This window comes from Mycobacterium sp. NGS26, from assembly GCF_059813025.1.
Genome location: NZ_JCALDU010000001.1, coordinates 671824 through 684681, shown reverse-complemented (window position 1 = coordinate 684681; position 12858 = coordinate 671824). Strand labels below are relative to the sequence as shown.

The 12858-nt window shown below is 66.8% G+C and carries 15 protein-coding genes; 7 read left to right on the top strand and 8 right to left on the bottom strand.

Translation table 11 applies throughout. The features are described 5' to 3' along the window. Positions 1 to 13: 13 nt before the first annotated feature. The 7 genes from AC5Y6X_RS03225 (at position 14) to AC5Y6X_RS03195 (ending at position 5099) form a co-directional block, all read left to right on the top strand. Positions 14 to 835, top strand: coding sequence for an enoyl-CoA hydratase/isomerase family protein (locus AC5Y6X_RS03225; RefSeq protein WP_499984462.1), 822 nt, complete (start codon positions 14 to 16; stop codon positions 833 to 835). Continuing rightward, a complete protein-coding gene (locus AC5Y6X_RS03220; protein ID WP_499984461.1) occupies positions 828 to 1976 on the top strand; it encodes a thiolase family protein in 1149 nt (382 codons plus the stop codon). The genes AC5Y6X_RS03225 and AC5Y6X_RS03220 overlap by 8 nt, the downstream gene beginning before the upstream one ends. 103 nt (positions 1977 to 2079) lie before the next feature. Beyond that, the gene (locus tag AC5Y6X_RS03215; RefSeq protein WP_499984459.1) at positions 2080 to 2697 is read left to right on the top strand and encodes a TetR/AcrR family transcriptional regulator; all 618 of its coding nucleotides are present in this window, start codon (positions 2080 to 2082) and stop codon (positions 2695 to 2697) included. Beyond that, complete coding sequence (locus AC5Y6X_RS03210; RefSeq protein WP_499985209.1) at positions 2694 to 3209, top strand: hypothetical protein; 516 nt, start codon at positions 2694 to 2696, stop codon at positions 3207 to 3209. The genes AC5Y6X_RS03215 and AC5Y6X_RS03210 overlap by 4 nt, the downstream gene beginning before the upstream one ends. 125 nt (positions 3210 to 3334) lie before the next feature. Continuing rightward, the gene (locus tag AC5Y6X_RS03205) at positions 3335 to 4588 is read left to right on the top strand and encodes a cytochrome P450 (RefSeq protein ID WP_499985207.1); all 1254 of its coding nucleotides are present in this window, start codon (positions 3335 to 3337) and stop codon (positions 4586 to 4588) included. Continuing rightward, positions 4585 to 4776 (top strand): ferredoxin, encoded by a 192-nt coding sequence (locus AC5Y6X_RS03200; RefSeq protein WP_499984457.1) that lies wholly within the window; start codon positions 4585 to 4587, stop codon positions 4774 to 4776. Before AC5Y6X_RS03205 ends, AC5Y6X_RS03200 begins: the two co-directional genes overlap by 4 nt. Before the next feature lie 23 nt (positions 4777 to 4799). Continuing rightward, positions 4800 to 5099, top strand: coding sequence for a DUF1330 domain-containing protein (locus tag AC5Y6X_RS03195; RefSeq protein WP_499984455.1), 300 nt, complete (start codon positions 4800 to 4802; stop codon positions 5097 to 5099). A 109-nt stretch (positions 5100 to 5208) separates the two neighbouring features. Here the strand turns inward: AC5Y6X_RS03195 and AC5Y6X_RS03190 are convergent, their stop codons facing one another. The 8 genes from AC5Y6X_RS03190 to AC5Y6X_RS03155 all read right to left on the bottom strand — a co-directional run bounded on the left by AC5Y6X_RS03190 (position 5209) and on the right by AC5Y6X_RS03155 (position 12827). Next, positions 5209 to 5409: a ferredoxin gene (locus AC5Y6X_RS03190; RefSeq protein WP_499984454.1), complete on the bottom strand. Its 201-nt coding sequence runs from the start codon at positions 5407 to 5409 to the stop codon at positions 5209 to 5211. Between the two features lie 10 nt (positions 5410 to 5419). Further along, positions 5420 to 6625: a cytochrome P450 gene (locus tag AC5Y6X_RS03185; RefSeq protein ID WP_499984452.1), complete on the bottom strand. Its 1206-nt coding sequence runs from the start codon at positions 6623 to 6625 to the stop codon at positions 5420 to 5422. A 109-nt stretch (positions 6626 to 6734) separates the two neighbouring features. Further along, positions 6735 to 7502 (bottom strand): NAD(P)-dependent oxidoreductase, encoded by a 768-nt coding sequence (locus AC5Y6X_RS03180; RefSeq protein ID WP_499984449.1) that lies wholly within the window; start codon positions 7500 to 7502, stop codon positions 6735 to 6737. Further along, positions 7499 to 8311 carry an NAD(P)-dependent oxidoreductase gene (locus AC5Y6X_RS03175; RefSeq protein WP_499984447.1) on the bottom strand — a complete coding sequence of 271 codons (813 nt, stop codon included), beginning with the start codon at positions 8309 to 8311 and terminating at the stop codon, positions 7499 to 7501. The genes AC5Y6X_RS03180 and AC5Y6X_RS03175 overlap by 4 nt, the downstream gene beginning before the upstream one ends. Then, positions 8308 to 9207 carry an alpha/beta fold hydrolase gene (locus tag AC5Y6X_RS03170; RefSeq protein ID WP_499984445.1) on the bottom strand — a complete coding sequence of 300 codons (900 nt, stop codon included), beginning with the start codon at positions 9205 to 9207 and terminating at the stop codon, positions 8308 to 8310. The genes AC5Y6X_RS03175 and AC5Y6X_RS03170 overlap by 4 nt, the downstream gene beginning before the upstream one ends. Then, entirely contained in the window at positions 9204 to 10859 is a 1656-nt protein-coding gene (locus AC5Y6X_RS03165; RefSeq protein WP_499984443.1) for a thiolase C-terminal domain-containing protein, read from the bottom strand. Before AC5Y6X_RS03165 ends, AC5Y6X_RS03170 begins: the two co-directional genes overlap by 4 nt. A 335-nt stretch (positions 10860 to 11194) precedes the next feature. Next, positions 11195 to 11776 carry a prevent-host-death protein gene (locus AC5Y6X_RS03160; RefSeq protein WP_499984441.1) on the bottom strand — a complete coding sequence of 194 codons (582 nt, stop codon included), beginning with the start codon at positions 11774 to 11776 and terminating at the stop codon, positions 11195 to 11197. Next, the gene (locus tag AC5Y6X_RS03155) at positions 11766 to 12827 is read right to left on the bottom strand and encodes a transcriptional regulator (protein WP_499984439.1); all 1062 of its coding nucleotides are present in this window, start codon (positions 12825 to 12827) and stop codon (positions 11766 to 11768) included. Before AC5Y6X_RS03155 ends, AC5Y6X_RS03160 begins: the two co-directional genes overlap by 11 nt. Positions 12828 to 12858: the final 31 nt, after the last annotated feature.

The window sequence follows — 12858 nt, the reverse complement described above, 5'->3', positions numbered from 1 at the left end:
ACGCCCACCGCCCATGACCGCAACCGACGACCCCGTGCTGCTGTCGGAGGACCGCGACGGGGTGCGCACGATGACCCTCAACCGCCCGCATCGCAAGAACGCGATCACCCCGGAGCTGTGGATCGCCTTGCGACGCGCCCTCGATGGTGCCGGCCGCGACCGCGGCGTGCGCGCCCTGGTCATCACCGGCGCCGGCGGCAGCTTTTGCTCCGGCGCCGACATTTCCGTCCGCGACGACGTCCATCCGAAAGACAAGCTGCAGCGCCTCACCGACGTGGCGCTTGCGCTGCACGAGCTTCCGATCCCGACGGTCGCCAAAGTCAGCGGCGTGGCGGTCGGCGCCGGATGGAACCTGGCGCTGGGGTGCGATCTGGTGGTCGCCACGCCGGAATCGACGTTCTGCCAGATCTTTTCCAGGCGAGGACTGTCCATCGACCTCGGCGGCTCCTGGCTGTTGCCGAAACTCGTTGGCCTGCAACAGGCCAAGCGGCTCGCGCTGCTCGCCGAAACCATCGACGCCGCGGAGGCGCACGCCATGGGTTTGGTGACCTGGGTGGTGCCGGCCGCCGAGATCGACGCCTTCGTCACCGACCTCGCCGGGCGGTTGGCGGCCGGCCCGCCGATCGCGCTCGCCCAGACCAAGGCCCTGCTCAACGAGGGCGCCGACCGCACCCTGCGTGACGCGCTGGCCAGCGAGGCCCGCGCGCAGGCCGTCAACTTCGCGACGACGGACGCCGCGGCCGCCTATGCCGCGTTCGCGGAGCGACAAGAGCCGTCGTTTACTGGTCGGTGGGCGCTGTCGAAATCTGAGCAGGATCGGAGTGAACATGCGTGAGACGGTCATCGTCGAGGCGGTACGCACCGCGGTCGGGAAGCGCAGCGGCGGGCTGTCCGGCATGCACGCCGCCGACCTGTCCGCCGTCGTCCTGGACGAACTGCTGGAACGCGCCGGCATCGGTCCCGAGATCATCGACGACGTGATCTGGGGATGCGTATCCCAGGTCGGCGACCAGTCCAGCAACATCGGGCGCTACGCGGTGCTGGCGGCCGGCTGGCCCGAGAGCATCCCCGGGACCACGGTCAACCGGGCGTGCGGTTCCAGCCAGCAGGCGCTGGACTTCGCGGTGCATGCGGTCATGTCCGGCCAGCAGGACGTCGTCGTCGCCGGCGGCGTGGAGGTGATGAGCCGCGTTCCGCTCGGGGCTGCCAGGGCCAGCGGGATGCCGTATGGCCCGAAAGTCCTTGCCCGCTATGACGATTTCTCCTTCAACCAGGGCCTGTCGGCGGAGATGATCGCCAAGAAGTGGGGCTTCTCCCGCGGCCGGCTCGACGAATACTCCGTCCAATCCCACGAGCGGGCCGCCGCGGCCCAGGACGCCGGGGCCTTCACCGCGCAGATCGTTCCGGTCTTCACCGACGAGGGCGACGTCGTCGTCGACGACGAGGGGGTGCGGCGGGGGACCAGCGTCGACAAACTGGCCGCGCTCAAGCCCGCGTTCGTCGACGACGGCGTCATCCATGCGGGCAATTCCTCCCAGATCTCCGACGGTGCGGCGGCGCTGCTGGTGACCACGTCCGAGATGGCGATCAACCTGGGCCTGACGCCGCTGGTCCGCTACCGCGCCGGCGCGGTCACCGGAGCCGACCCGGTGCTGATGCTCACCGGCCCCATCCCGGCGACCGAAAAGGTGCTGAAGAAGGCCGGCGTCGCGCTAGACGAGGTGGGCGCTTTCGAGGTCAACGAGGCCTTCGCTCCCGTGCCGCTGGCGTGGCTGGCCGAGACCGGCGCCGATCCGCGCGTGGTCAATCCGCTGGGCGGCGCCATCGCGCTCGGCCACCCGCTGGGCGCTTCCGGAGCCGTGCTGATGACGCGCATGGTCCACCACATGCGCGACAACGGCATCCGGTTCGGGCTGCAGACCATGTGCGAGGGCGGCGGCACGGCCAACGCCACCCTGGTCGAGCTGGTGAAATAGCGCCGTCGTCCGCCCGAGGCCCTTGTCACGGGGGCCAAACCAACCTAATGTCTGTTCAGTAGGTTGGTTCAGACCACCAATCGGCCGAAGTCGAAGGAGTCCGGTGCCCGACGCGCGGCGATACGACACGCTTCTCGCCAAGGGCGAGGACCGCAAGCAGCGGATCCTCGACGTGGCGCAGCGCCTGCTCACCCGCAACGGCTGGCGCAACACGACGCTCGCGCAGATCGCCGGCGAAGCCGGGGTCACCCCCGCGGGCCTGCTGCATCACTTCGAATCCAAGGAGCAGCTGCTGCACGCGGTGCTGGACGCGCGTGACCTCGATGACGACTCCCACGCCGACCGGGCGGGGGACCTGCTCGTCGAGATCGCCCGCGTCGCTGAGCGGTTCAACCGCGCGCCGGAGATGCTGGGCACGTTCACCGTGCTGCTGGCCGAGAGCATCCTTCCCGACGCCCCGCTGCACGATCGCATGCTGGCCAGGCAGCGGGAAGCGATCGACATCGTCGCCGAGCTAATCCGGCTCGGTCAGGCGGACGGGCGGTACCGCACCGACATAGACCCCGCCATCAAGGCGGTAGAAATTCTCGCCTTCGTCCACGGAATGGAAACGATATGGTTGCTCGATCCGTCGATACCGCTGTCCGAGGTGTTCAAGGAGTACGCCGAGACACTGGCGCGGGACTTCACGCCGCCCAAGACGCCCCCGGCGAACACCTGAGATACCGGCTCGACGTCGTCGCCGCCGACGTCGTCGACGTGGTGCGATTCGCCGGCGGGTGGCTCTTCGACAGGGCGATGGCGGGATGGGACGTGTCCGTGCTCCTGGCCGACCTGGCCGACCGTCGAGACGACCGGCCGCTGCAGATCCTCGGCGTCGGGGTGCTCGACCTCGAAGACGCGCTGGCCTCGGTGGACACCCGCCCCCGGCCCCAGGCCCTGGCCGCCGCGGCGGACCTCTTCGGATGCGACTCACGCGTGCGCCAGGGCGTGTTGCAGGCCCTCGATCACGGCGTCACCGAGGTGACGCTGTGGGGCGAGACGTGGCCCGCCGAGCTGAATGACAGCGTCGGCCTGGTGCAGCACCGGCTGAGCATGGCCGCCCAGATCTTCAAGGGGAGGGCGCTGGCCGCCGCGGCCGTGCCGGAGGGCCCGGTGGGTCACATCGAAACGTTCCGGAGCGGGCTGCTGAGCTGCCCGTCGGTCGCCGCCGACCTCGTTCCCGCCGGCTGACCGCTGCGCCACCGTCGTCGTTTGACGGCGAACGGGCCGTGTGGAAATCTAATACTCATCTCTGAGAGGATCATTCTCACTAATCGAGATTCGAACGGAGCTTGAAGGTGAACGACTTCACCGAGATGGATTTTTTCCGCGATGCCCGGCTCGTCGAGAACCCGTACCCCTACTACGAGGCTCTCCGGCAGCAATGCCCGGTGACCCGCGAAGCTCACCACGGGGTCACCATGGTGACCGGCTGGGACGAGGCCTGCGCGGTGCTCAACGACGCCGAGACTTTCTCGTCGTGCATCTCGGTGACGGGACCGTTCCCCGGCTTTCCGGTTCCGCTCGAGGGTGACGACGTGACCGAGCTGATCGAGCAGCACCGCGACGAGCTTCCGTTCAGCGACCAGCTGCCCACGCTTGACCCGCCGACCCACACCAACCACCGCTCCCTGCTGATGCGGCTGATCACCCCGAAGCGCCTCAAGGAGAACGAGGACGCCATGTGGGCGCTCGCCGACCAGGCGCTCGACACGTTCCTGGCGCCCGGCCGCGGCGAATGGATCAAGGGCTTCGCGGGTCCCTTCACCCTGCTGGTCATTGCCGACCTGCTCGGCGTGCCCATGGAAGATCGCGACAAGTTCGTCAAGGGCATCCGCCAGCACTCGGGCGGCGGCATAGGCGGCACCGGCAAGGAAGCGCTGGCACACAGCCCGCTGGAATTCCTCTACGGCCTGTTCTCCGACTACGTCCGGGACCGCCGGCGCGAGCCCCGCGACGACGTGCTGACCGGCCTGGCCACCGCCACCTACCCCGACGGCTCGATACCCGAGGTCGAAGACGTGGCCCGCGTCGCCAGCAACGTGTTCTCGGCGGGCCAGGAGACCACCGTGCGGCTCCTCGGCGCGGCGTTGCAGACCATCGGCGAGCGACCCGACATCCAGGAACAGCTGCGCAGGGACCGCAGCCTGATCCCCAACTTCATCGAGGAGTCGCTGCGGCACGAGAGCCCGGTCAAGGGCGACTTCCGGATGAACCGGGTGCCCGTCAACGTCGGTGGCGTCGACCTGCCCGCGGGCACCACCGTGATGGTGGTGCAGGCGGCCGCCAACCGGGATCCGCGCCGGTTCGACGGCCCCGCCACGTTCGATCCCGCCCGCAAGAACGCCCGCCAGCACATCTCGTTCGGGCGCGGCATCCACAGCTGCCCCGGCGCGCCGCTGGCGCGAGCCGAAACCCGGGTGGCGCTCGAGCGGCTGCTCGACCGGACGTCGGACATCAGGATCGACGAAAGCGTCCACGGCCCCGCGAATGACCGCCGCTACCAATATGTTCCGACGTACATCCTGCGCGGGCTGACCGAGCTGCACCTGGAGTTCACCCCGGCATGAAAGTCACGGTCGACGACCAGCGCTGTCGCGGTCACGGCGTGTGCACGACGCTGTGCCCGGAGGTGTTCAGCCTGACCGACGACGGCTACGCGGAGGCGATAGAGTCCGACGTCCCAACCGAATTCGAGGCCGCCACCGAAGAGGCCATCGAGTGCTGCCCGGAGCAGGCGATCAGCAAGACCCAATAACCCGCGCAGGTAAGGAGATTCGGGTGGCGACAGGGCCAAAAGGATATGTCATTCTCACCGAGGCCATCAAGGATCTCGAAGGCATGAAGGCCTACGGGAAGGCCGCGGGGGCGGCGATGGGTGGTGTCAAAGTCCTCGCGGTGGACACCGCCCCCAAGGTCCTCGAGGGCACCTGGCACGGCGACCAGACCGTCGTGCTCGAGTTCGAATCGGTCGACGCGGCCCGCGCGTGGTACGAGTCCGAGGCCTACCAGAAGGCGGCGAAACTGCGCCAAGCGGCCGCCGACTGCAACGCGGTCATCCTCGCCGGGTTGGGTGGCTAGTCCTCGACAGCTTTCGTCGAGAGTGAAGCCGTTGCGAAAAATCGGCAAAAAATTCGCAGCAGCTTCACGCTCGACGACGTCCTAGCCCACTTTGTCAGACGCCTCCCGGCTAGTCCTCGACGATGGAGATGGCCTGACGCGGGCATTGGCGGACCGCCTCGCGCACGTCCAATTCGATCTCCGGGGTGACCTCTTCCTGCAGCACGGTCAGCATGTCGTCGTCGCCGAGGTGAAAGACCTCGGGGTTGATGCCCATGCAGACGCCGTTGCTTTCGCAAAGGCCCCAGTCGACTTCGATCTTCTTCGTCATCGCAATCGCCCTACCGGATCACCTTGACGGGTACGTTCTGCCACCCCGCGACGTTCTGCATGTGGACGCGCTGCAGGCCGTCCCAGTTCACCTCGTAGCGGGGCATGAAATCGAGCAGCCTCTCCAGCGCGATCCTGCTTTCCATGCGGGCCAGTGCTGCGCCCAGGCAGCTGTGAATCCCGTAGCCGAGGCCGAGGTGCTGAGCCTCGGTCTGGTCGCGCTCGATGTCGAATGTCTCGGCGTCGGTGAAGGCATCGGGGTCGCGGTTGGCCGACGCGCCGATGAGGAACACCGGCTTGCCGGCGGGGATCACGCCACCGCTGACGTGTGCCTCTTTCAGCGTGTAGCGGACGTTGTACTGGACCGGGCCCTCGTAGCGCAACAGCTCTTCGACCGCGCCGGGGATCTTGGAGCGGTCGTCGAGCAGCTTCTGCCACTGGTCGGGGTGGCGGGCGAAGATGACGGCGGCGTTGCCGAGCAACTTGGTCACGGTCTCGGCGCCCGCACCGCCCAAAAGCGTTGCAAAGCCGGTGATTTCGATATCGTCGAGCTTGCGCGGCTGACCGTCCTCGCCGGGGATCTCGGCGTCGATCAGTCGGGTGATGAAGTCTTCCTGCGGGGTTTCGCGGCGCTCCTGCACCAGGGTGAAGTAGTACATCGCGGTGTCGATGTTGGCCTGCATGCCGGCCTCGCTGACCTCGATCTGGCCCGGTTCGCGGTGCAGGCTGGCGTCGATCCAGTGCCGGACCTGCTGGCGGTACTCCTCCGGCACGCCCATCATCGTGGTGATCACCTCGACGGGGAATGGCCCGGAGAAGTCCTGGACGACGTCGAAGTTGTCGGGATCGACCGCGCTCAGGTACTTCTCGATCACCTCGATGACCGTGTCCCGCTGCGATTGGATGGCTCGTGGGGTGAACGCCTTGTTGAGCAGGCTGCGCATGTGCCGGTGCTCGGGCGGGTCCATGAAGATGATCGACTTCTGCTCGGGGGGAAGCCCCTTGCGCACCATCGCCAGGTCGCAACCGCGCGCCGAGGAGTAGGTCTCGAAGTCCTTGAACGCGGCCGCCACGTCCTCGTGACGGGTCAGCGCGTAGAAGTCCTCCTTCTCGTCGTAATACAGCGGCGCGTCCTCGCGCATTCGCCGGTAGATCTCGAAGGGGTTGTTGAAGAACTCCTCGGAGAACGGGTCGAAGACGACTTTCGGTTTTGTCACTGCATCTCCTCAGCGGTGAGGGTTGGGGGCTGGAATCGTTACAGTGGAACGCCCGACTGTAATGTCAACGGTAGCGCTTTCGTGGCGCGCCGAAAAGGCCAACATGCAGTCATTTCAGATCTTTCCCGCGACACCGATGGCCTTTGATGGCGGCGTCCAGCGCGCCGAGCTCGGTGCCGAGTTCCTCGGCCATGTCGCGCACGACGTCGACATCCTTGCCGACGAATTCGGCGGTTACCTCGATGAACGACGCGATCGAGCCGCGCGCGGCGACGATGTCCAGCACCCGGCTGCCCGCGCTGCCGCGCTGCAGCGCTGTGAGCAGGGTCGATTCGGGCAGGCCGAGCCGCTCACCCAGCCGGATCGACTCCGCGAGCAGCCCGATGTGGCCCGCGAACAGGGCATTGTTGACCAGCTTGACCTTCTGGCCGGCGCCGCACGGCCCGACGTGCAGGATGGGGTCGCCGTAGCAGCCCAACACCGGTCGCAGTCGGGCTACGGCGTCGTCGGAGCCGCCGACGAACAGGGTGATCGCGCCGGCCGCGATGTCGTGCGGGGCGCCGCTGACTGGAGCATCCACGACCTCGACGTCGCCGGCGCGGGCGGCGATGGCCCGCATCGTCGTCGGGCTGGCCGTGGTGTGCACCACCAGCGCCGAACCGGGCCGCATGGCCTGCAGCAGGGTGCCGTCCAGGCAGACCCGCCGCACCTGCTCGTCGGAGAACACGCAGACGATCACGACGTCGGCTTGCTTGGCGGTCTCGGCGACTTCGGTCACGGCGGTGGAGCCGAGCGCGCTGACGTCGTGGCCGGCCTCGACGAGGCGGGCCACCATGGGACGGCCCATCCGTCCCGCGCCGATGAACCCGATTCTCACCGCGGGTGCCCCATCGATGTCAGCGCGGCGTCGGCCGCATCGAGCACGGCACCGGGCTGGGCGGCGGCCCGCTCGGCGAGGTCGACGACCAGCCGGGCATCCTTTTGCAGCAGCGCCCCGGCCAGGGGCGCGAGCCTGTCCAGGCCGCCGACCCCGCCAAGGGCGTTGAGCGCGAAGCTGTTTCCGCTGCTGCGGGAGACGACTTCGGTGAGACGGTCGGGGGAGACGCCGAGTTGTTGCGCGAGCGACAGGGTGGCGGCCGCCGTGCCGAGGTTGGCGGTGAAGAGCAGGTTGTTGAGCAGCTTGGTGGTTTGCCCGGAGCCGAGCTCGCCGAGGTGGACGACGGGATCGGCATAGGTCTCGAAGACCGGGCGGCAGCGCTCGACGACGTCGGTGTCGCCACCGGCCATCACCAGCAGGCGTCCTTCCGACGCCGCCCCGCCGCCGCCGCTGACCGGCGCGTCGACCACCGAGACACCGTGGGCGGCGGCGTTTTTCGCAAGTTTTCGGCAGGTTTCGGGGTGCACCGTGCTGTGCACCGCGATGACGCTGCCGGGCTTCATCGCCGCCAGCAAGCCCTGCCCGTCGGTGATTTCCTCGATGTCGGAGTCACCGACGACGCACAGGCAGACCAGGTCGCTATTCGCGGCGAGTTCGGCCGGCGACTCCGCGACCTTCGCGGGCGTGTCGGCGAAGGGCTCGAGCGTCGCCGGTCGGCGCGCCCACAGCGTTGTGGGGTAACCGCTTTCGACGATCCGCCGCGCCATGGGTCCGCCCTGGCTGCCCAGCCCGATGAATCCGACTTTCACCCGGCCTCCTCAGCGGCAGTTGGGTTTTCACGCGCCATGACGCATTCGTCCGCGAACGAAAGGACCGCCGCGTGATAGTCCGGCGCGGTGTAGCCGAGACTCATATTGTGCCCCGCGTCGGGCTGGCGGTGGGTTGCGAACCGTGGCGCGCCGGAGAACATGTCCGTGATCTCGGCCAGCGCCGAATCGTCGGTCTGCCAGACCTTCTCGTGCTCGGCGATGCTGAAATGCACCGGCACCCGCACCGCGGGGGCGAGTGCGGGGAAGTCCTGGCGGGCCCAGTTGGACACCATGAGGTCCTCATAGGGAGGGGCGCCCGGATAGACCGTGGCGCCGGACAACACCTCTGGCGGATACAGCCGCTCCGGGTGCCACAACAGCTCGCGCATTCCGGCGGGTCGGCTTTGCCGGGTCGCCGTCTTGAGCAGCTCCCGCGCCGCGGGGTGCCAATGCCGGCCGGTGCCCGCCAATTCGATGCCGAGCAGATCGGCGCCACGGTCGTCGGCGGCCATGCGCATGGTCAATTCGCACCCGCCCGAATGCCCCATCAAGAACAGGCCCGCTCCGCGCTCGCGATCCCCAATGATGCGATCCACCGCGCCGTAGGCGAGGTCGACCCGCTGTTGCGGCTGTACCACCGCCTCGGGATAGGGCGCGGAGCTGCCATACCCCGGCCGATCGAGCGCCACAACGGTGTACCCGGCCGCCGCGCCCGTCCGCAGCAGGGAAAACGACGGGTGGCCCGGGCAGTCGAAGTACATCGCGGTGGTGCCGCCGCCGTGGATGGCTACGATGACGGCCTTGGGGCCCTGGGCATTTGGGGCTTCGGCGACCAACGCCGACATCGGCACGCCGTCGACGATGACCACCCGGGGTCGCGGCGCCGGCGCGGTCATGTGTCCGCTCGCAACAGGAGCACGCCGCTGGGAGTCAGGCCACCGCTGCTGACCACACCCACGCGGGCGTCCGCGACCTGACGGTCGCCGGCCTCGCCGCGCAACTGGGTCACTGCCTCGTGCAGCAGGCCCATGCCGTGGGTGCGGCCGTGCGACAGTTGCCCGCCATGGGTGTTGAGCGGCAGCAGGCCGTCGCGGGCGATGTTCTTGCCGCCGTCCAGGAATTCCTTGGCCTCGCCGATTCCGCAGAAGCCCAGCGCCTCGATCCAGGACAGGCAGTTCATGGTGAACCCGTCATATAGTTCGGCGACGTCGACATCGTTGGGTCGCAGCGAGGTTCGAGTCCACACATGCGCGGCTTGGCCCAGAACCTGCGGCTCATGTGTCAAAGTGCTTTGGTCCCAATCGATTCGCTCGATGATCTGTGTTCCCACCGCCTCCACCAGGATCGGTGGCTTGGCCAGGTCGCGGGCGGCGTCGACGGCGGAGACGATCACCGCGATCGAGCCGTCGCACGGCACGTCGCAGTCATACAGGCCGAACGGCGTGGTGATGGGCCGCGCGTTCAGGTAGTCGTCCATCGTCATCGGGGTGCGATAGATCGCGGACGGGTTGAGTTCGGCGTTGGCGCGCTGATTCAGCGCGATCCAGCCCAGCGTCTCTTTCGTTGTGCCGTAACGGTGAAAGTGCCGTTGCGCGTTCATCGCCAGGGTGTGAGCCGCCGAGGTGGCGCCGAATGGCATCTGCCAGCCCGCCATCCGGCCCATGGACGGGGTAATCTTGCCTTGCTTCATCAGCTCACCGTGGGTGGCTTCCCACAGCGTCCGGAAGCACAGCACGTGGCGGGCCAAACCGCCTGCGACAGCGAGCATTGCGGCGATCACCGAACCGCCGGGGCCGAACGTCTCCATGGCGCCGTTGTGCCACGTCGGCCGGATTCCCAGCGCGGCCTCCAAGGCGGTGACGCCACCCTCCCCGAAGCCGCCGACGTTGATCGCGCCGGGGTAGGTCGACAGTCCGTCGATGTCGTCGAGCGTCAGGCCGGCGTCGGCGATGGCCGCCTCGCAGGCCTGAACCGTCAGCGATAGCGGCGGCACCATCAGCCGACGTCCGATGGGGGACATGCCGATCCCGGTGAGCGCGACCTTGTCCTCGAACTTTTCCGCGGTCAGCATGGGTCGGACGTGTTCACCGAAGCGTTCGGGCGCGATCTCGTCGATCGGCAGGGGCGCGGGTTTGGCATTTGCGATGGGCCGAAACAGCGGCAACCAGACGTCCTCGACTTGCTCGAAGACCACCTCCACTTGTTGACCGAGTTCCAGCCTTTCCGGGTCGCACTCCACGATGTTGGTGGTCAGCCGGACCCGCGGGTCCTCCGCGATTGCCACCTGAGCGACGACGTACGGCGCCGGGAGTCCGGGCAGGCTGAACCGATGGTTGATGGTGAACCCGGCCAGCGTCGCCGTGCCGGAGACCGCCCGCACACCGATGTCTTGGGATCGGCAGTAGCGGCACACCGGCGCCGGGGGATGGATCAGCGATCGGCATGCCCTACATTCCTGCAGTCGCAGCGCGCCGTCAGCGCCCGAAGTCCAGAAGAACTCGTTCTCCGGCGTGACCAGGGGCAGCGGACGACCCGGTGCAGCTGACACGTCACCTCCGGGAGTCGGACGGCGGGCGGTAGGCCCGTTATACGAATCGGAGAATTACGTTATCACTGCCGAGCAGGCGCGATCTAGGCCGTACGCCGTACACGGCGGTGGCCAACGCATCACAAATAAGCATGGTGTTGGCCGGGCAAAGACCTCTATGCGCGGGTTACTGCTTCCAACAGCAAGTCCCGAACGAGGTGCAAGTCGTCGATCTGCGTTCCGACGCCTTCCGGAATTGCGTTAATTAGGTTCAGCGATCGCTCGACATGCTCATCGAAGCACCACCACACGTGCCACGCGACATCGGTCGCAAGTTGCTCGTCGGCTTGCGAAAGTTACTCTCGCGCAAGCGGTCCGGATACCCGATCTAGGGTGAGTCGGACCATGTCCAGCAGATCCGTACCTTCCTTGGCGGTGCCTCGATCAAACGTCGACTGAAGTTTCATCGCGATTAAGGGACCGGGCTCTGCAACCGCTACTGTCAAGTCGGCTAAGCCCTGCGCGCGAATGATGACCGGTGTGGCAGTGTCGGCTGCCCAGGCGTGGCCCAACACAAATAGCCGTCCTGTGGGCTCATCGGGCAATGGATTGAAGTCCGCGTCTGACACCTCCAGCACGTCGACATACACAGCACCTAGCGGTGTTGCGATGACCGCCCCAGCGCGGCCCTCAGCTGGTGCGCTGCCGGCAATCAAGAGTTCGAGCTGTCTTGGCTCGTCGTCATGGCGACGATTAACGACGTCGAGGTCAACGGTCGCTCGGTGCGGCGTACTTAGCCTGCAAACCACGGCTAATCCGCCGATCACAATAACTGGACGTCCGGTAAGTCTCTCCGTCGTGCCGACAGCGTGCGCGAGCGCAGACATGGACGTACCAATCAAGTCCACCGTTGGATTACTTGCAGAATTACCAGACACGAGACCACGGCTTCGGTGGAACCCAGTCGTTCAACACTTCGCGACCGCGTCCCGGATCCTGCGCGAGGTCCAGGGCTACGAAGAGCGGTTGAGCCAACGGCCAGAACTCGGCGTTGAAATTCGCCTCATACGCCGTCGGATCCTGCCTGCTCGCGCAGATCACTGGTATGGGCGCGGCGCGCAACGTCGCCGCGCGTGAGGCATGGTCAGGTGCGAGCCCAAGCAGTTGGGTCGCGCGACGCAACACTCGCTCGTCGGGAACGTAGAAGTCGGGGGGATGGTCGGAGCGGACCGCGACAGGAGCGCCATACGCGGCTGCCGCACGAGTATCACTGAGAGCCCAACCTGGTTGCTCCAAGTCATGAAGGTTCGCCCGCAATGCGGCGAGAGTCCCGCCGTCATTTTGGGGCAGCACAGCTACATCGATATGTGTGGATTTCCACGCAGATGCCAATTCCCAGAATAGTTCTGGTGTACGAGGTAGGTCATCCTTTGTGATCAGGCCAGCCTCGCGCAGTGCCCTCACGGTGTCAGACACAGAACTAGCGGCGCGACCAATTTGGTTGGCTATCTGGCGGATTCCGACGCGCTGGTTGGGGTCGAGGAGCATCGCCGCGGCGACTTCGAGGCCCACATTGCCTGCAAATGGCTCGGTACGACGTGACCGATGCGTATGCCGCTCGATGTCGGTGTCTACAAGCAGTCCCTTGGCTGTCAGTCGGAGGTGGCCGCGCAAGTCGAGCCATCCCCAGTCGGCTTCTCGAAGTAGTTGGCGCGCGTCGGTAGTGATGCGGTCGGCCACCACCACGCGGATTGCGTCGCCGGGCCGTTGGCGGTCCCAACGTTGCAGCAAATCCGACAGCCCATTTGCCGAAAGCAGCGACGATCGCCTTATTTCCACAGGCATGGGACGTTCCCCAGGAAGTACCAAGTAGGCATCGGCCGATGACTCATCGTCGGATGGCTCGGTCAGAAGCTCCAAACCGACCGTTGCAACAGCTTCAGCGAACTTTTCGAGCATGTCGTCCGCTTTTCCTGTTCGGGTGTTCATATGTCGATGATCGCATGCGTTCGGTGTTCGG